The 19,328-nt window shown below is 27.7% G+C and carries 17 protein-coding genes; all 17 read right to left on the reverse strand.

Annotated elements, in window-relative coordinates:
• Positions 1 to 263: 263 nt before the first annotated feature.
• Positions 264 to 1,196, reverse strand: a complete 933-nt coding sequence (locus EII29_RS09535) for an SDR family NAD(P)-dependent oxidoreductase (protein ID WP_125237302.1) — start codon at positions 1,194 to 1,196, stop codon at positions 264 to 266.
• A gap of 8 nt (positions 1,197 to 1,204) precedes the next feature.
• Positions 1,205 to 2,485, reverse strand: coding sequence for an exopolysaccharide biosynthesis polyprenyl glycosylphosphotransferase (locus tag EII29_RS09540; RefSeq protein WP_125237303.1), 1,281 nt, complete (start codon positions 2,483 to 2,485; stop codon positions 1,205 to 1,207).
• Between the two features lie 39 nt (positions 2,486 to 2,524).
• The gene (locus tag EII29_RS09545; RefSeq protein WP_125237304.1) at positions 2,525 to 3,604 is read right to left on the reverse strand and encodes an acyltransferase; all 1,080 of its coding nucleotides are present in this window, start codon (positions 3,602 to 3,604) and stop codon (positions 2,525 to 2,527) included.
• Positions 3,605 to 3,637: 33 nt separating this feature from the next.
• Positions 3,638 to 4,387 (reverse strand): glycosyltransferase family 2 protein, encoded by a 750-nt coding sequence (locus EII29_RS09550; RefSeq protein WP_125237305.1) that lies wholly within the window; start codon positions 4,385 to 4,387, stop codon positions 3,638 to 3,640.
• The gene (locus EII29_RS09555; protein ID WP_125237306.1) at positions 4,374 to 5,576 is read right to left on the reverse strand and encodes a CDP-glycerol glycerophosphotransferase family protein; all 1,203 of its coding nucleotides are present in this window, start codon (positions 5,574 to 5,576) and stop codon (positions 4,374 to 4,376) included. Before EII29_RS09555 ends, EII29_RS09550 begins: the two co-directional genes overlap by 14 nt.
• A 118-nt stretch (positions 5,577 to 5,694) precedes the next feature.
• Positions 5,695 to 6,534: a glycosyltransferase family 2 protein gene (locus EII29_RS09560; protein ID WP_125237307.1), complete on the reverse strand. Its 840-nt coding sequence runs from the start codon at positions 6,532 to 6,534 to the stop codon at positions 5,695 to 5,697.
• A 696-nt stretch (positions 6,535 to 7,230) separates the two neighbouring features.
• Positions 7,231 to 7,953, reverse strand: coding sequence for a vWA domain-containing protein (locus EII29_RS09565; RefSeq protein ID WP_125237308.1), 723 nt, complete (start codon positions 7,951 to 7,953; stop codon positions 7,231 to 7,233).
• 355 nt (positions 7,954 to 8,308) lie between these two features.
• Positions 8,309 to 9,082, reverse strand: coding sequence for an endonuclease/exonuclease/phosphatase family protein (locus EII29_RS09570; RefSeq protein ID WP_233573305.1), 774 nt, complete (start codon positions 9,080 to 9,082; stop codon positions 8,309 to 8,311).
• A 23-nt stretch (positions 9,083 to 9,105) separates the two neighbouring features.
• Positions 9,106 to 9,861: a glycosyltransferase gene (locus EII29_RS09575; RefSeq protein ID WP_125237309.1), complete on the reverse strand. Its 756-nt coding sequence runs from the start codon at positions 9,859 to 9,861 to the stop codon at positions 9,106 to 9,108.
• Positions 9,809 to 11,245: an O-antigen polysaccharide polymerase Wzy gene (gene wzy, locus EII29_RS09580; protein ID WP_125237310.1), complete on the reverse strand. Its 1,437-nt coding sequence runs from the start codon at positions 11,243 to 11,245 to the stop codon at positions 9,809 to 9,811. The genes EII29_RS09575 and wzy overlap by 53 nt, the downstream gene beginning before the upstream one ends.
• Before the next feature lie 55 nt (positions 11,246 to 11,300).
• A complete protein-coding gene (locus EII29_RS09585) occupies positions 11,301 to 12,185 on the reverse strand; it encodes a glycosyltransferase family 2 protein (RefSeq protein WP_233573306.1) in 885 nt (294 codons plus the stop codon).
• 18 nt (positions 12,186 to 12,203) lie between these two features.
• Positions 12,204 to 13,697 (reverse strand): lipopolysaccharide biosynthesis protein, encoded by a 1,494-nt coding sequence (locus EII29_RS09590; protein ID WP_368665483.1) that lies wholly within the window; start codon positions 13,695 to 13,697, stop codon positions 12,204 to 12,206.
• A 101-nt stretch (positions 13,698 to 13,798) separates the two neighbouring features.
• On the reverse strand, positions 13,799 to 14,770 hold the full coding sequence (locus EII29_RS09595) for an SIS domain-containing protein (protein ID WP_125237312.1): 972 nt from the start codon (positions 14,768 to 14,770) through the stop codon (positions 13,799 to 13,801).
• 22 nt (positions 14,771 to 14,792) lie between these two features.
• Positions 14,793 to 15,890, reverse strand: a complete 1,098-nt coding sequence (locus EII29_RS09600; RefSeq protein WP_125237313.1) for a mannose-1-phosphate guanylyltransferase — start codon at positions 15,888 to 15,890, stop codon at positions 14,793 to 14,795.
• 460 nt (positions 15,891 to 16,350) lie between these two features.
• The gene (locus EII29_RS09605) at positions 16,351 to 16,689 is read right to left on the reverse strand and encodes a DUF1622 domain-containing protein (protein ID WP_125237314.1); all 339 of its coding nucleotides are present in this window, start codon (positions 16,687 to 16,689) and stop codon (positions 16,351 to 16,353) included.
• A 33-nt stretch (positions 16,690 to 16,722) separates the two neighbouring features.
• Positions 16,723 to 17,577: an aldo/keto reductase gene (locus EII29_RS09610; protein WP_125237315.1), complete on the reverse strand. Its 855-nt coding sequence runs from the start codon at positions 17,575 to 17,577 to the stop codon at positions 16,723 to 16,725.
• Between the two features lie 242 nt (positions 17,578 to 17,819).
• Positions 17,820 to 18,908: a sugar diacid recognition domain-containing protein gene (locus tag EII29_RS09615; RefSeq protein WP_125237316.1), complete on the reverse strand. Its 1,089-nt coding sequence runs from the start codon at positions 18,906 to 18,908 to the stop codon at positions 17,820 to 17,822.
• Between the last annotated feature and the right edge of the window lie 420 nt (positions 18,909 to 19,328).

Raw genomic sequence — 19,328 nt, forward strand, 5'->3', positions numbered from 1 at the left:
TATCGGGACAAATTATAAATTAAGAAATATATAACTTATTAATTTTATTCCATTCTTTTATCTTTAAAATAAATTTTTTAAACAGTAAATATCTTATTTTAAAAAATTACTCAAAAGTTATAAAATACACTGATTTAATTTTTTTATAAAAACATATACTGCTTACAGTTAAAGAACTGTTTTAATTTATGAAAAAGATTTTTATAAAATTCAATTTATAATAAAGTCCCGATTTATTGTATTTTTAAAATTATATTTTTAGATTATTTAGGATCGTATTCTGCATATTCTTTTAAGCCTTTATCCAGAGAATATCTATAATTCCATGAAGTATTTGCTTTCAAAAGAGTATTGTCAAGTCTTGAATCTCTAATGTCCCCTTTTCTTGGCTCTCTATAATTTGCTTCCTTTTCATATCCAAGATATTTTTTCATATAACCGAAAAGTTCGTTCACTGATGTCTTTTCATTTGTTGAGACATTAAGAGTAATGTTTTTTACATTTTCCACAGCACATAAATAATTTGCTTCAGCTACGTCTTTTACATATATGAAATCCCTTGTTTGTTCACCGTCACCATCTATAAATACATCTTGATCGGCTCTTATCCTGTCATTGAATATAGATACTACTCCGGCCTCTCCATGTGCACTTTGTCTAGGTCCGTAAACATTGGAATACCTGAATATGACATAATCCAGTCCAAAAAGTTCATTATACATTCTTATATAATGTTCTCCGAAAACTTTTGTAAGTCCGTAAGGAGCAAGAGGGGCTATTTTTGAATTTTCTGATGAAACACTTGATTCAGGTATTCCATATGCTGCCGCAGTTCCTGCAAATAATATTTTTTCTACATTGTACTTTTTACACATATCAAGGACATTAATAAGTCCCAGTACATTTTCATCAGCATCATAATAGACATTTTCCACTGATACGGATACACTTACTTGTGCTGCTTCATGAAATACATAACTTATCCCTTTATTTTCCTCAAAAACTTTGTCAAGTTTTTCTCTATCTCGAATATCAGCTTCATAAAATTTTACATTTTTTAAATGAAAAATATTTTCCTTTTTTCCTCCGATTAAATTATCGACTATTATTATTTCATAATTCTCCCTGTCAAATCTTTCAGCAATGTGAGAACCTATAAAACCTGCTCCCCCTGTTATCAGTATTTTCTTTTCCATGTTTCTTTTTACCTTCCTTTTCCAAAAATCACTATTGTAATAGTTTTCAACAACACTTTCATATCAAATAATATGTCATGGTGTTTTATATAATATAAATCATACTGAAGCTTTCTATATGCATCTTCCACGCTTGCTCCATAAGGATAGAGTACTTGTGCCCATCCTGTAAGTCCGGGTTTTACAGTATGTCTTAAATTATAATAAGGAATTTCCTTTTCCAGCTGCTGTATAAAAAATTCTCTTTCGGGTCTCGGACCTACAAAACTCATTTCTCCTCTAAGAACATTCCATAACTGGGGCAGTTCATCTATCCTTGTTTTTCTCATTATTTTCCCGAACCTTGTAACTCTGTTGTCATTTTTAGTGGCCCATTTAGGTCCGTCTTTTTCAGCATCTGTAGTCATTGAACGGAATTTCACTATATTAAATTTTTTATTCCCTTCTCCTATTCTTTCTTGAATAAAGAATATTGGACCTCTTGATTCTAGCTTTACTATTATTGCAGCTGTTAACATTATCGGAGCAACACATATTCCTATAAGTAAAGCAAAAAATAAATCAAGAAGTCTTTTTGCTTTTAAGTTAAAATTATTATGATATATTTCAAATCCTGCATTTTCCAAAAACCATTTCGGACTTAAATGAGAAATTGGCAGTTTATTTTCATATGTTTCATAAAATTCGAGATAATTATAATACTGCAAACCTCCTAATTTATATTGGAGAAGTCTGTCAACAAGTTTAGGATCTACAAGAAGATTTTCAGTAAAATCCACTATTATATTAGGTTTTTTGACTTCACATATTTTTAAAATAGCTTTTTCAAGATCTTCCGTATTTCCTTTTAAAAATCCTATAAGTTTGTATTGTCCGTCATTTTCTATACTTTTTTTCAAGTCGTCAGTATAGTCATTTTCACCTATAAATACAATTTTCTGTTTTTCCACTATTCCCATTATTACTACATATCTAAATACAATCTGAAATATGGAAATCGTTCCAAAAAGTATAATTCCTTCATTTAAGCTGAATATTTTGGCAAATGTCGTTATGAACATAAGCATAAAATTTATTACAATTACTGTTGCCATATCACGAAGTCTGTATCTACTTGCAGTAACATTGTATACATTAGCAATATAATAAGCTATCAGTGCCGTAACAATTATTATTGCATTTCTAAAACCAAGACCTCTGTTTATTAAAAACAGTCCTATGAAATACACTGCCACGGTTAAAAAACCGAATAAATATGAAAAATTTCTCCTTACTCCACTCACTGCCATTTTTATCTTCCTTCTTTAATTATTTTATTATCAGTTTACTCAAAGTTTACGTTCTGCCAGGCTAAATCTTAATTTTGAAAGCTTTAATATCATAAATCCGATTATATATGAAATAGCTGCAGTTACAAAAAATACAATTATTATATAAAAAGGATAGTCCAATCTGTTTCTTATATTTGTTTTTTCCTGAAAATAGGATATAATCATCGGATGTATTAAATATACATCCAATGTTATAAGTGATAATGTAGATACAAATCTCCTTATGCCATATATAATTTCAGATTTTTTACCTTTATCATTATCATCGTTATGAGAAAATTTCATTATTAATCCATAAAGAAATACAGACTGAAAAAATACTCCTATTGAATGATAATTATAGAAAAAATCTATAAATGCTCCATTTTTTACTGTAAAAAAATACGAAAGCCATATGCTTAAACTTAAAAAAAACAAATATCCCAAAAATAAAAATATTTTATTCAGTTTTAAAGGTTTTTCTCCTATCAAATAACCGATAAAAAAATATCCGACATATTGTCCCACAGGACTATAAACCATAAATTTAGTTTTAAAAACAAATTCCAAAAACGGAATAACGATCATAAAAAATGCCCATACACATACAAAATATTTTATATAGCTTTTATGAATATTACTTACTACCTTTCTGAAAAAAGGAGTCATGATATAAATTCCTAAAATCATGTAAATATACCATAAATGATAGAAGATTCCTCCTTTAAAAAGGAGCATTAAAAAATTTTCATTTCCGGAATAGGGCCTGTTCAGGAAAGAAACTTTAAATACATAATAAATCATACTATATATTAGAAATTTCGGTATTATTTTTACAAATCTCTTTTTAAAAAATATCCCCACAGGCTCATCTTTTCTTAAAAGTAAATAACCGCTGACCATCACAAATACAGGAACACATACTCTGCTGACCGAATTTATAACATTTGACAGCATCCAATCCTTCATCGATACTCCTTTTCCATACATAAACAGCTCTCCTGCAACAATATGAATTAAAATTACTCCGACCACTGCAATACTTTTTAAAATATCCAAATTATAAAATTTTTCATAATTATTGATTTTATGTTCCATTGATATACTCCTTTTAACGGTTTTACTAAAAGTTTATTTAGTTTTCTTAAGTGCAGTAACTGCATAATTTATAAAATAATAACAAGACTTCAAAAGTGAAAGTTTTTCCACTTCTCTATATATTTTCCATCGCACTTTGGCAGCTTCTATTTTATTACTTGATCTTGAATTATCCAATACTCTGTAAAACCCCAGATTTTCTTCAAGACCATGTATTTTCCCTGTCTCTTTTACAATTTCAAGCCAAAGAACATAATCTTCATTTTTATCTCTTTCCTTAAAATATCTTTTTCCTAATTTTTCAGTATCCACCATCACTGTCAGACAACCTAAATAATTATTTTTGAGCAAATCATTATAACTTATTTCTTTTTTTATCTTTATTTCATTTATATGTTTTCCACTCTCACTTATTCTTGTATATCCTGTACAACTTATTCCTATATTTTTTTCTTTCATAAATACAATCTGTTTTTGAAGTTTATCTGATGTCCAGTAATCATCCGCATCAAGAAAAGCTATGTATTGACCGTCAGCAATATCAATAAGTGTATTTCTTCCTTTTACTACACCTACATTAATTTCAGAATTTATTATTTTTATCCTTTTATCTTTTTCTGAATATACTTTTACGGCTTCATAACTGCCGTCACTTGAATTATCATTTATTATAAGCATTTCCCAGTTTTCATATGTTTGGGATATTACTGATTCCACAGTCTGTTTTATAAATTTTTCTGCATTGTACATAGGTGTAATTATTGACACTTTATCTCTGATCATTTTTTTCTCCGATTTTTGATAAAATTAATTCAAATACTCTTTTACAATTTTCCTTATCCGTATATTTTAAAAATTTTTCTTTCAGCTCTTCAGATTTTTTCAATGTTTCTTTATCATATCTAAAATCATTTTCAGAAATTTCTATTATTTTTTGAACACACTTCTCTATAGTATAAACTCCCAATCCGAATAAATCTTTATCCAAATCCACATAAGAGCCCACTTTTTCAGTATATTCTTTTTTATCAAACTGAAAAAATACCACAGGTTTATTCAAATAATAAAAATCATAAGCCACACTTGAATAGTCAGTAATCAAAATTTCAGATTTCATTAATTCCTTTGTAATTTCAGCCTCTTTAGGAAGAAGATTTACATTTTCCCTTAATTTTATACTCCCGAAATTCCCTAAATAATTATGCATCAGCTGATGAATATATAGATTAAGGGTTATTTCCTTTTTTTCAAGAAAATCATTTAGTTTTTCATCTGTAATAAGTCCTATTATGTTTTTAAAATATTTCGTGTCTTCTATTTTATCCTTTTCAGCTTTAATCCAGTTCCGCCATGTAGGCATAAACAGTATTTCTTTTTTTTCAATTTCCGTATTATAAAGCTTATCATATCTCGGATAACCTGTAACAAATATTTTTTCTTCATCAATATTCCACCAACTGTCTCTCTTTATAATTTTTTCATATTCCGAATCGCATATGTTAATATCATAAGAACGAACAAGTTCTTCAGCTATTTTTTCAGTTTTCCTGTTCATTGCCATTCTTACTTTAAAGCCTACTGTTCCATGATTAAGAAACACCTTCAAAGGTTTATAATGAAATCTGTTTATTATGGGAATAACAAACAGGTAAGGCACTATATCTGCTGAAATCGAATGGGAAAAAAGTACGACTTCCGCATTCATAAAATACAGATATGCTTTTACACTCCCTTTAACAAGTTTTTTTCCGGGTATGAAATTAAATACCGGAGACTTTATATTTGCTATCCAAAATGTTTCTATTTCATTTTTGCTTCTCAAATATTCATACATTGCTCTTCCGTTATCTGCATACAACTCTCCCGCATTTCCACCTACAAGCCATATCTTCCTGTTTTTAAATTTATTTTTTGTAAAAGGATAAACCAGAAAAGCTATCATCATATTTATAAGACATTTTATTTTATCCATTTTTCACATAGCTGAAACTATCGCTATTTTCTCCTTTCCATACATGTAAAAATATTATGTTACATTAAATATAAACTATCTTTTGCATCTATTATATTCAAAAATATTATATCAATATCTAACCTTGACATTTATACCGGCTATATCCCCTTATTCTTCCCTTAAATACTATTCTGTGATATCTTCTGTTTTTAGTAATCAGCATTCCCCCTACATTTCTGAACAGTCTTTTCCATAATTTAAAAATATATAGGAAATTTTTTCTGCACTTTACTTCTTTTTTTACTAATGCCCCATATCCGAGAGCATACTTATATGCTTTTTCCAAATCACCATAATTTCCTTTTTTAGCAGGATGATAAATTATATCTTGAGCAAAATAATTCCCTTTAAATCCTTTATGAAGTAAAGTAAGTACATAATCAGTCTCCTCTCCACTCCCGAAATACGCCCCTGTTCCTAAATTTTCATCAAATAGGATAATATCCTCTAATGTATAATTTACAAAAAAAGTAATAGATTTTACTGTATGTTCTATATTATTTACTGTAAGCTCCATATCATTTTCAAACATTATCCCTGTTCCATAATCCTTATCTCTTTCAAGCGTTCTGCATGAATAAATCCTTTTATCTGCATTTCCTTTAAAAAATGAAACAACTTTTTCAAGAGTCTCTTCTTTATATTCACAGTCATCATCAGGAAATCCCACAATGTCCCCCTCCATCATGATTAATCCTTTATTTCTATTTAAGCTCAGTCCTTTCTGTTCACTTTTCATATATTTTATTTCAAAGAAATTCTCGTATTTTTTTATAATTTCGAAAGCTTCCGAACCTTGATTCTGATCAATTATTATGAGTTCAAAATTTTTATATGTCTGATTTTCCAAACTTTTCAAAAATAAATCCAGTTCTTCAGTAACATTTATTGTAGGCATTATCAATGAAACTTTCACTTAAAACCACTCCTTCTAATTTATTCATACTTTTTCTTTTTCAGCTATTTATGTTATATTTCGGCATTATATAAATTTCAATTTTCCAAATTAAGTTTTATTTGACATTATAACATAAAATGTTGTTATTTTCCATATGATTTGAATGTTGGATTTTTATTCCATATTTTCTTCCAGTATTCAAAACTTTCCGAAAAAATATAAAACCATAATAAATGGAAAAACTGCTGTCTAAATAGAAGAAGTTCCTAATTTTTCAAGCATAATGAATATTCTACAGTGAGAATTAAAAATTTTTTGGTAGAGAAAATATAAAGATGACAATAATCCTTCACAAATAAAAACAGTTTTTATTTCTCTATACCAATTCACATCTTTTCTAACATCAAAATTTTTATAGAATCCAAAACATAAAAAATAAAACTCTTCTCTACTAAAAAAAAGAAAACCTTATACTTTGTTTATAAGATTTTCATTTTATAGATTATTTTAAATATATATTTTAATCTTTTAAAATTCCTTGATATTCAAAACTTTCCGAAAAAATATAAAACTATAATAAATAGAAAAACTGCTGTCTGAATAGAAGAAGTTTCTAATTTTCCAAACATAATAAATATTTTTGAAAGTTAAAAAATTTTAAGCCGATAACAGGTGTGTGAGAGCGGCAATGAATCCTCATAGAAAAAATAATTTTTATTTTCTCTTATTATAATCATCTTCTATTTCTTTTTTCCAAGTATCTTTCAATTCTTTACCTGAACGTATTTCCATAATTGCTTCATTTAAAACTTCATAATTCTTTTTTGTACCGTGACTGTCAGATTTATAATTTACTGCCCTTGAAGGCTCAATACCAAAATTTCCGGCGGTTCCGATTGCATCTATATTTGCTCCTAAAAATAAAAATTCCCATTTATCTTTACTTTTCTGAGTTTCAATTAATTTTTTTACAACTTCAGCTGAATATTCCTTACTTGCATTTTCCATTCCGTCAGTAACTATAATAAATAATATTTTTTTAGCTTTTTCTTTATTACGGAGTTTATTCTGATTGGATTTTACTTGAGAAATTGTTTTTCCTATAGCATCAAGAAGAGCTGTGCCGCCTCTTACATAATAATCTTTATCTGTTATATGTTTCATTTCTGAAATAGCTATCCTGTTATGAAGAAGCTCATATTTATCGTCAAACAATACAGTTGTAACAAATATCTGTCCATTCGTTTCTTTTTTCTGCTTATCAACCATTGAGTTATACCCACCTATAGTATCTGTTTCAAGTCCGGACATGGAACCGCTTCTGTCGAGTATAAATACTAATTCTGTAACATCATTTTTTTTTCCTGTTTTATGAACACTTTTAGAAAATCCTAATATTCCCAAAATAATAAACATTATTATTAAAATTTTTTTCATTGAAATTACCTCCAATATTTTATTGTATTCTAAGTATACATTATAAAAATTAAAGAAAACTGAAAATAAATTTTTTATTGAAATAACTCGAATATTAAAATTCAACTTTTATTTTAATTTTATGTTTATATCATGGTTACAGTTTAATTATATTCTTATCTTAAAGTTATTTTCGTCATTTTAAATTTTTTCCCCTGATATTCAAAATTTTTAAAGCAAATATAAAAGAAAAAGGCCTTCTAAACAAAGTAAATTTAACATTTTTCAAATATAACAAATATTTTTGTGGCCTAAGAAAATTTTGCAGTCAATAGTGAAACGTAAAATCAGCAATAAACTATCACAGAAAAAACTGTTATTTTATATCCACTATACTCATATAAGGCAAATGATCACTTAATTTTGTCCATTCCTGAGTATCATCATTTATAAAAAAGCTTTCCTTTATTTTCCAATTGCCTGACAAATCACCTAAAATATAATCAATCCTCGGATCATCATTGTTCCTTATTCCTGCCTTATCTCCATCCAGATACATATCTTTCCAGTTTTGAGTAATCTGCTTGTAATATTCCGTTGTCGGAAGTATATTCAAATCACCGCTTAAAAACTTTATGTCTCCTTCCACAATTTCGGACATAATTAAAAGTGAATTCAATTCCTCATTTTTGGCTTCCTGTTTATAATCAAGATGAGTGTTTATTATTAATACAGATTTTCCAAAAACTGTTTTTTCTATTTTTGCTGCAATTACTTGTCTTTTTTCAATACCTATAGAAGGTAATTCGTAAGTCTGTATTGTTTCTATAGGATATTTTGAAACAAATGAAATTCCAAATTCTCCTGAATCAAAATCTCTTGATTTCTGGAAATAATAATAATTATATCCCAGTTCATCAGCAATATCTTTAGTTATATCCTTTATATTACTCCTTTTCGTAAATTTATCCACTTCCTGCAATGCTATAAAATCAGGCTTGTATCTTTTTATACTTTGCCCTATTTTAGTACCGTTTGCAAGCCTTCCACCATAAATATTGTAAGTCATTATTCTAAACTCTTTTGCACTTATCGTCAATGTTATAACTATAAATAACAATATCCTTTTTAAGCTTTTTCTCATATCCATTTTTTACCTCTTAAAACTGTTTTTTAAAATTTAGTCCTTCTTTCTTTTATAAAATATCTTGCCGTTATTCTAATTTTTTTTATTATTTTTGAAATTCCTTTAAGATGTTTAGTTTCTAAAAACAGTCTTGCTTTCAGACTTGTCCAGCTTTCATTCCACCAATGTATCCCGTATGTATTCGAAGTTATACATTCTTTTGAGAATTTTTCCTTAAAACCGTAAGGATAAAAATATTTTTTAGGATATATTGTTATTTCTCCTTCCTTCAACAAATTTTCTCTTTTTTCAGTTAAATTATACTTTTTCTCAAATATATAAGTAAATATTTTGGGAATTGTCCATAAAGGTTTTTCCCATATATCTTTTTCATAAAATTCTATCATATCTTTTAAAATTTCACTATGTTTTTCAGTACCGAATATTCCCACACTTATATGTTTTTCATCTTCATACCCTATAAAAAATTTCATTTTTTCATTTTCTATTAGCGAAGTTATATCCTGTATTATTTCCATGTCGGTATCTACATATACTCCCGAGTGCTCATACATATAATGAACTCTTATATAGTCGGACATATATGCCCACAATTTTCTTTCACTGCATTCTCTGAAAAAACTGTTTTTTTTCAAATGAAAATCCATATCGAAATTCTTTTCATTTATTTCAATTATTTCAAAATCAGGAAGATTTTTCTGCCATGATTTCAGACATTTATAAAATATATCAGGCTTCGGGGCATTCCCTATCCATACATAATAAATCTTTTTTTCTATCATTATATTTTCCCTCTATTTTTCGATACATATAGTCAAAACTGCATATCAGTGTATAAACACTTATTAACATAATCATATTTTTTATAAGAGCTTCTCCGAAAAACGAACCCCTCGGAATATAAAACAAATTCGGTATAAAATAATAGCTTACAAGAAGGAGAAATCTCTTTTTCACGACATATTTTTCATATTTCATTATCGTTATTCCCAACAATATCGAAATAATTATAATCCATAAATATCCCATATCATACATTTCGGCTATATAATTTGAACCTATTCCCTCACCTTTTAAATATGCTGAAGGATTTAACATATATGTCAACCTGTCTGCTAGGGAATTTGTAGTGACCAGAGTTTCAGGCGACTGAGGCTTAAATCCGAATATTCCTTGAAATATGTAAGGATATGGACCGTAGCCGACTATTCTCGATTTAAAGTTTATCGTATACCCCAGTACAAGATAGCTTACTCCTTGAGAAAAAAGAAAATTATACACAGAATTTATCAAATCAAGGGAAAATATTTTTTTGCTTCTTACAGATACGAGCAGCTGAGAAAATATGACCGTAAATCCTACAAGTTTTGTCATTGTTTTCATTTTTATTTTTATTCCGTATACTTTTGCATAATACCACATAATGAAAAGTAACTGTGTAAGAAATATTGCCCTTGCTCCTTTAAATGAATCCAGTAATTTTACCATCAAATATAAAGAAGAAACCGTCATAAATTTCTTTTTGGGAGGGATAGATATAAGAAATATAAGAAATCCTATTGTCATTACGGTTCCCGAACCTTTAGTAAAAAAAGGATATTCTACGCCTTTAAGTATTCCTGTATAATAAGCTTCATAACCTGCCTGTAATATTACTTTCAACTGAATAAACATTTTATAAACCAATGCAGGTAGTGCCATTATAAACAGAAACATTCCAAAATCAGTATATATTTTTCTACTTTCCAATGTTACACGCGATTTCACAGTATTTTCCTTTTCACCTGTTATTCCTATGAAAAAGCCGAGATGAGTAAACAGGAGTACCAACAAAAATATATTTATTATTTCATTTCTAACATCATAAAAAAAATAAAAATTTGCAAACTTCGTAGCCCATCCGAATTCCCTATATCCGACTATATCAAGAAATATTCTCGTAAAATTAAACAGAAACAGTGTATAAAGAAAAATCATATACGAATTAAGCCAATCCAGATAAATCTTTGCAGTGAAAAACATGTAAATATAGACCCCCATCAGCATATATTCCAAAAACTTCATTTCAAAAGCATCATTCGGAAAAACTATGACCGACTTTATAAAAAAGATTAAAAATATAACAAAAATATGTAAAATTAAAAATAATAATTTATCTTTTTTCATTTTTCTCTTACGACTATATAGTCATATCTCCTTTTCTGAATTTTCCGTTGCTTACTTATTTTCTGTTCCGTACCTTTCTCCACATATATATCCCTATAGGTAATCCCAATAATAATGATAACTTTGAATAACATTCTCTGTAAATTTTCTCAAAGGGATAACTCGCTATTTTAGCAAATTTATAATAAACGGCATTATTTAAAATTCTATCTTTTAAAGACATTTTATGTTTGTTTCTCTCATTATGATAAAGTGCCTGCCCTTTAGGATTTCCAAGCAGTAAATTGTTATATTTTGCAGTAAGTCCGTCTTCATGATATTGCTTTATTTCTATTTTTTCATTTATATAAATCATTTTATATTTTTCGGCTATTCTGTTATAAACTGATGCTTCGGTAATAAATTTTTCTCCTTCAAAAACAGGAAATTTATATTTTTTTATTATTTCTGTCCTGAACATTAATCCTTTATCACCTTTTACACTATATTTATTATAAATATCAAACTGTGTTTCAATCATTTTATTATAGGGAAATTCTGTCCCGATGATTTTTCCGTCAGGATATATTGACAAATAACCCATCCCTGCAATTTCATCATTTTTCTCATATTCTTTCCAGTACTCCAATATAATTTCAAGACCATTATTTATATATTTATCATCGGAATCAAGGCATATAAACAATTCTCCTATAGCTTTATCCAAAGCAAAGTTATATGCTCTCTGTTTTCCACCATTTTTTTCATAATAATATTTTATATCCAACTTATTTTCCTGCATAAACTTTTTCACAATTTCATCAGTTCCGTCTGTAGAACCGTCATCCACTATCAACCATTCAAAATTTTTATATGTCTGATTCTGAAGAGACATATACAATTTCCTCAATAATTCTTTTCTATTATATGCCGGAGTAAATACAGTAAATTTTATTTTCATTTTCCACTCTTTCTCTTTTTATTTAACAATTTTCCCTTTTATTTTTAAGATAATATTGATTATTTTAACATACACTTCTTTGTTTATTATTAATTTTGCCACAATCACCAGATATACTATTTTCATAACAAATTTTGTCCAAGTAATTTCATCACTTGAAAGGTAAAATATTACAGGATTTACTATTATAAGAAGATACATAAGAAATTTCCTGTAATTAAAGGATATTTTATATTTTTTCCTTATAACCGCCATTTCCATCATTGCTCTGAACAAAAATGCCAGTAATGTAGTCCATGCTGCAATTATCGGACCTGTTTCAGGAAATTTCGGAATAAATATAAGATTTCCTGCCAAATTAAAAATCATGGCAAATAATGTAAAATAAAAAATATATATACTGTCCTCATAAAAATGAAAAAAATAATCAAGACAATACAATGCCTGTATTACAATTCCTGCAAGTATAAGAGGCATATAATTTATAGCTTTCAAATAACTTTTTGGAAATATAAGGCTTATCCCTTCAGGAGCAAAAAGCTGTGCCAGTACACATACAAATGAAATAATAGCTATAAAATTTTCTACACTTCCTGTAATTTTAGGATTATTTTTATCTTTTTTCATAGCTTCATAAAATTCAGGTGTCCAACTATCTACAAAAGAACCTTTAATCACAGAAAATGCACGCCCTCCTGAAGCTGCAAGAGTATATCCTCCAACAGCTGCAAGAGAAACATAATTTACTAATACAAGCCTGTCACTTAAATTTACAATTTGGTCCGTCAACTCTATAAAAATAAGAGGAATCCCATTTTTTAAAGAATATTTCATATGTTCAGCTTTTAATTTCAGTTTAAATTTCCTGAAATATCCTCTGAAATAATATACCAATATAAGCAAAGAAGACCCGAGATTTGCAACTTGATTTCCAAAAATACCCATTTTTAAATATTTTATAAAATATATAGCAAGTATATAATTGGAAAACAGGCTTAATGTACTCCCAAGCGCTACTTTCATATACATTCTCTTCATTCTAAAAAGTGTAATTCCTAAAGTATTTATAGCATTTATCGAAGCTATTAATATGGCAGTTGTAATTAAAGGACTGTATGTTATTTTATCAAGATTGACAATATATGAAAATAGCTTTTTAGCAGCAGGCGTAAGCATAAATATAAATAATGCTCCATTAAAAAGCATTATAACCAGAAATGACGAGAACATATAACTTCCCATTTCATTTTCATTTTCTTTAAGGTCTACATATTTTTTCATTTGTGCGTTATAAATCCCAAGTCCCAGAATTATAGTAGCCATTGTTGTAACAGAATCGAGTGTTCCCGCTATTCCGAATTCTTCAGGTGTGAGTAACCTTGTTATAATGGGAAGAAATATGAGCGAGCCCATTTTTGTCACAATATTCATAAGAGAATAAACCATTGTTCCTTTTAATAAATTCTTGCTGTCCATACTTCCCTTTCTTTCATAATTTTTTCTGAATTTCACAATACTTTTTCAAACAGGAAAATTATATTTTCTATAAATATATACTATTTAAATTATATAATTGTGAAAATTTTATAAAATTTTGTTTAGCAAAATTCGCCTTATCTCAGTCCTATCAAATCATGAATCCTTATTATCCCGACTACATTTCCATTTTCCACTACGGGTAGGACATTTATCTGACTTTTTCTATTTTCCATAAGATTTAAAGCATCCATTGCCATTGCATCTTTATCAATTGCAATAGGTGTATTTATCATTATATCCTTTGCTTTATATGAAAAAAACTTTTCTTTATGAACCAAAGCCCGTCTTATATCTCCCTCAGTTATTATTCCCTTTAATTTCCCATTTTCTTTCCCCGTTTCCGAGATACAGACTGCTCCCATTTTTTTTTCTGTCAATACAAGCAGTACATTTTCTATTTCAGTATCTTCAGATAAAATAGGAAGTTCATTTCCTGTATGCATCAGATCAGATACAGTCAAAAGAAGTCGTTTTCCCAGACTTCCTCCCGGATGATACTTTGCAAAATCATTTTCCGTAAAGTTTTTCATTTTCATAAGTACTACTGATAAAGCATCACCCATTACAAGAGTAGCTGTAGTTGAGCTCATAGGTGCGGTTCCCAGTTCATTTGCTTCTTTTTCAACCCCGATATCTATAACAAGCTTAGCATGTCTTGCTAAAGCTGAGTTTCTATTCCCCGTAAAAGCTACTATTTCTGCTCCTATTTTTTTTATCGGTGTCATTATACTCAATATTTCATCCGAATTACCGCTATTTGAAATGGCAATGACCACATCTCCGTTATTTATCATTCCCAAATCTCCATGTAATGCTTCGGCTGCATTTACAAAAATAGCGGTTGTTCCCGTTGAGGCCATTGTAGCAGCTATTTTTTTCCCTATAATTCCTGATTTTCCTATTCCCGTAATTACAACTTTATTATTTCTTATACTATTTATCATAACTGCAAGCTTTTCAAGTTCACCATTTATTTTATTTTTAACCTTTTCCAATTCAGAAATTTCAATATCAAAAACATTTCGAGCTTCTTTTAAAATATCCACTTTTTTCCTCCTGCTTCAAAAATTATTTTTTATATTTTTCAATTTTTCCAAGTATTTTCTTTATTTCCTGACTTTTTTCTTTACTACATACAAGTAGTGCATCTTCCGTATTAACTATGACAATATCCTCAAGACCTATTGTCGCTACAATTTTATGTTTTTCCTTATTTATTATTATATTTCCTTCAGATTCTATATCTTCATATTTTTCAGATTTAACAATATTTCCATTTTCATCTTTCGAAAATACATCTTCCAGAGATTTAAAGCTTCCTACATCATTCCATCCAATATCCACCGGAATTACAGATACCAATTTTGTGTGTTCCATAACTCCAAAATCTATAGATATTTTTTCAAATTCGAAAAATTCATTATATATATATTTACTGAGTTTTTCTCCATAAACTTCATCTATATTAATTTCATCTATTTTTTTCTTTATTTTATTAATAACATTTCTATGAGTTTCCATATATTTTTTAATTTCATTCAGTATAAATTCCGTTTTCCAAATAAACATTCCGCTATTCCACAGATAGTTTCCTTTTTCTATATATTTTTCAGCAGTTTCTCTGTTAGGTTTTTCCCTAAAACTTTTTACTTTATAAATTTTAAATTTCCTGTCAGATTTATTTGTGTTTTTCATATATTCAATATATCCGTACCCCGTTTCAGGATAAGACGGCTTTATTCCAAGAGTGACTATAATATCACTTTCAGCCTTTTCAAAAGCAAACTTCAAGCTTTCAAGAAATTCATTTTCACTTTTGATGAGGTGATCTGACGGTAATACTGACATCACACTGTTTTTATACATTTTTTGTATTATTAATGCAGCATATCCTATACATGCCGCCGTATCTCTTGCCATTGGCTCAAAAATTATATTTTTTTCAGGTATTTCAGGCAGTTCTTTTTTTATAATATCCAAATAAGCAATATTTGTAGAAATAAATATTTTTTCCATAGGAATTAATTTTGCAACTCTATCTACCGTTTCCCTTATCATTGTCTTTTCAGATACAAGATCAAGAAACTGTTTCGGTCTTTCATTTGTCGATAAAGGCCAAAATCTGGTTCCGCTTCCTCCTGCCATTATTAATACAACTTTATCCATTTTCTTCTCCTATTAATTTCAAAGTATCTTTTTTTAATAATGTTATTATATCATTTTACGGTTATTTATACTATTAATTTATTTTTTCAACTAAAATTATTTCATATTATTCCCAATCCTCCTGATATTTAAAATTTTTCCGGAAAAATATGAAATTACATTGTTTAGAAAATATCTATCTGAGTATAATAAATTTACTGTTTTTCAAGCATAATAAATATTGTTTAGGAGTTTAAAAATTTTATAATCATTATCGAGTGTATAAAAATGACAATAAGTCCTTTTAAAACCGATTCTTCAGTTTGTTCCGGAAATTCTTTTTCCTTTTTTATTACTATGTCATTTTTATATCTGATATTACAGAACTTATTTCAAAATTCAATTTTTCATATCTTTATATTTATTTTTAAAATTTTCAAATTCTTTTATCTTACTGCTCAATCTTTTAATAAAATCATTTCTATTCTTTACTGCTAAGTTTTTCTTCGTTTTTTATTTCCCAATGTATAATCACTGTCATAATAACTCTTAAAATAACTATTGCTGAAAGTATCATAACTTCATTCCATGTTCTTATTATCACCGTTTTCAGTATTTCCGATCCCAGTTTAAATTCTAGACTAAATGTCAGTGCTTTTGCAAATTCTATCCTTATAATAGAATTATTAATATCAAACTTTGATTTTATAAGATAGTACACAGCCTTTATCGTCGCTATAGCTATAATCATAACTCCTGTCATTTCAAGTGTACCTGTTATATACGGAATAACTTTTTCCATTATATGTCCTATAATCATATTTTTCTCCTTATAATATTATTTTTAAATAAATTATTCCATATCCAACGGCATTTTTTTGTTAGGTGACGGAAATTCATCTTCCAACAATTTTATATCTTCTTGTTCCAGATTTATTTTCAGACAGTTTACTAATTCCTTCATATGTTCGATTTTTGAAGCTTTAGGTATGGAAAGAGTATTTTCCTTGTTTAACATATAACAAAGCAAAACTTGAATCGGAGATATATCGTACTTATTACTTACTTTAAGTACACTATGAGAAGTTAGCAATTTTTTTTTTAGTCTTCCTGCCTGCGCAAGAGGGCAGTATGCCATTGTTATTATATTTTTTAAATCAGTATACGGTTTTAATGAATATTCTATTCCTCTTGAACCAAGATGATATAAAACCTGATTGACGGCACATTTTTTTCCATCAGGGATACTCATCAATTTTTTTATATCATCAATATCCAAATTAGACACTCCCCATTCTCTTATTTTTTGGATTTTTTTCAATTTTTCCATACATTCCACAGTTTCAGACAACGGCACTGTTCCTCTCCAATGTAGAAGATATAAGTCCAAATAATCTGTACCTAATTTTTTTAATGAATTTTCACATGAATTAAAAATATTGATCTTTCCCGCATTTTCAGGTAAAACTTTTGAAACTATAAATAGATTTTCTCTTTTATATCCTTTTATAGCTTCTCCAATAAGCCGTTCACTATTTCCGTTTCCATACATTTCCGCAGTGTCTATTAATGTAATCCCGTTATCAATAGCGTACTTTATACTGTCTATTTCCTCTTTTCTTTCTTTCACGGAATCTCCCATATTCCATGTTCCTATTCCTAAATTATAAATCTTTTTTCCATTTAATGTTTTTATATATTTTTTCATTTTTTTCTCCTTATCCTTTATTATTTTAATTATATCATTTTTTAAAATATATTATTATAAAAATTTTATTCTTTAATGATTTCTTTAAAATTAAATTAAATAAAAAACAGTATACTACTTTTAAAATAAGTTGTATACCGTCTTTTCTTTGAAAGCCTGCTACTATATTATTTACTATTTATGTAATTCTGCTTTTTATCTTCAACATTTAAATTTTATAACCTAAAAAATATATAAAAAAATTAATATAACAACAATGCTAATTTTAACAATGAAAAATCAGCATAATTCCTTAAATCCAGTCTTGTTTTCTCATTAAATTTCTTTATTTGATATTGAAGTGTATTTTCATGTAAAAATAAAACTTTTGATATCTTTTTTATGCTTCCGTTATATTTTTCATAAGCATAAAATATTTTTTTAAATTCTTCTATTTCTTCATCTGTCACATTTTTAAATATCCCATTTAAAAATTCCATTTTTTTCTCCACTGAAATATCATATAAAAGTTTTCCATAACTCATACAATTATAAAATTTCCTATTTATTTTTACCGTTTTTGCCCATGATAAAGCTTTCAAAGCTTCATTATATGATTCATGCAATTTTTCAAAATCTTTCTTGAAACTTCCTACTCCAAAAACAAGTTTTACTTGACTTGAATTTTCGACTTCTTTTAAAAATTCATTTACCTCCCTGAAATTTCTGTTTATAAGAATTCCTATAAATAGAAACTCGGTATTTACAAATATTTCTCCTTCATTTATATTGTTTTTTATAACTTTAAAAACCTTTCTTTTCAATTCCAGAAATTTTATTTTTTCATCTTTATACTCAATTATAATAACTACTACGTTTTCAGACTTTTTTATTAAAAAATACTCTTTTGAAGTCATTGTCACTGAACTTTTTATAGCTCTGTTTTCTATCAAATCATTTACAATTATTTTCTGATATTCATCCTCATTAATCAATTTTTCATTTATATATGCTTCTTTTATAAGAATTTCAGTCATTTTTTTTATAATATTGCCGTATTTTTTTATTTCTTCATACTCTCCTGAAATTCCTATAACTCCTACTACTTCATTTCTGAAAACTACAGGAAAATTAATTCCCTTTTTTGCTCCTATATATTCTCCGTCAACATTAACAACTATTCTTTCTTTAGTTTTTACTGCAAGATATGCTCCTTCGTGAAATGAACCTACCCTTTCAGGATTCGTACTTGCTATTATTTCACCTTTCACATTAATATAATTTAGATTTCTTCCTATAATATCTTTTAATTCCTTTACTATTTCCTGAGCAACTTCATCGTAAGTCAACATTTTCTTCTTCCTCTCATTTCCCTTTTCAGTTTTCCACTTTTAAAGGGCTTTATCTGTTTTTCATAATTCTATATTAATTATAATTTTTAAAAATTTAAATTTCAAATGTTTTTAATAAGGTATATTTCAGAGCAAACTCCGAAATACACCTTACATAACTTAATAAGAATGAAAAAGAGTTAAATTTGCTGTTAAGGAATTTTTAACAGCCTTATCTTATAATTCATATAATTATATAACTATAAAATTATAAGAGTATTACAATTTACCGAAAAATAAATTGCAATACTTTTACAATTTTTATCGGCTTTAAAAAGTTTCTGTCAGAGAGATTCTGAATTATAAAGAAAATCTCTCCGACAATTTATTATTTCACGAAATTATTTAAATGTGTTATATGTTCAATACAATTATTGAAAT

The sequence above is a fragment of the Leptotrichia sp. OH3620_COT-345 genome, assembly GCF_003932895.1.
Taxonomy (GTDB): Bacteria; Fusobacteriota; Fusobacteriia; order Fusobacteriales; family Leptotrichiaceae; genus Pseudoleptotrichia.

Excerpts from the sequence above, each read along its gene's own strand:
- EII29_RS09535 (WP_125237302.1), bottom strand. The coding sequence starts at position 1,196 with ATGGAAAAGAAAATACTGATAACAGGGGGAGCAGGTTTTATAGGTTCT.
- EII29_RS09585 (WP_233573306.1), bottom strand. The coding sequence starts at position 12,185 with ATGAAAATAAAATTTACTGTATTTACTCCGGCATATAATAGAAAAGAA.
- EII29_RS09575 (WP_125237309.1), bottom strand. The coding sequence starts at position 9,861 with ATGATAGAAAAAAAGATTTATTATGTATGGATAGGGAATGCCCCGAAG.
- EII29_RS09605 (WP_125237314.1), bottom strand. The coding sequence starts at position 16,689 with ATGATTATAGGACATATAATGGAAAAAGTTATTCCGTATATAACAGGT.
- wzy (WP_125237310.1), bottom strand. The coding sequence starts at position 11,245 with ATGAAAAAAGATAAATTATTATTTTTAATTTTACATATTTTTGTTATA.
- EII29_RS09565 (WP_125237308.1), bottom strand. The coding sequence starts at position 7,953 with ATGAAAAAAATTTTAATAATAATGTTTATTATTTTGGGAATATTAGGA.
- EII29_RS09545 (WP_125237304.1), bottom strand. The coding sequence starts at position 3,604 with ATGGAACATAAAATCAATAATTATGAAAAATTTTATAATTTGGATATT.
- EII29_RS09540 (WP_125237303.1), bottom strand. The coding sequence starts at position 2,485 with ATGGCAGTGAGTGGAGTAAGGAGAAATTTTTCATATTTATTCGGTTTT.
- EII29_RS09600 (WP_125237313.1), bottom strand. The coding sequence starts at position 15,890 with ATGGATAAAGTTGTATTAATAATGGCAGGAGGAAGCGGAACCAGATTT.
- EII29_RS09570 (WP_233573305.1), bottom strand. The coding sequence starts at position 9,082 with ATGGATATGAGAAAAAGCTTAAAAAGGATATTGTTATTTATAGTTATA.
- EII29_RS09610 (WP_125237315.1), bottom strand. The coding sequence starts at position 17,577 with ATGAAAAAATATATAAAAACATTAAATGGAAAAAAGATTTATAATTTA.
- EII29_RS09615 (WP_125237316.1), bottom strand. The coding sequence starts at position 18,908 with ATGTTGACTTACGATGAAGTTGCTCAGGAAATAGTAAAGGAATTAAAA.
- EII29_RS09555 (WP_125237306.1), bottom strand. The coding sequence starts at position 5,576 with ATGGATAAAATAAAATGTCTTATAAATATGATGATAGCTTTTCTGGTT.
- EII29_RS09550 (WP_125237305.1), bottom strand. The coding sequence starts at position 4,387 with ATGATCAGAGATAAAGTGTCAATAATTACACCTATGTACAATGCAGAA.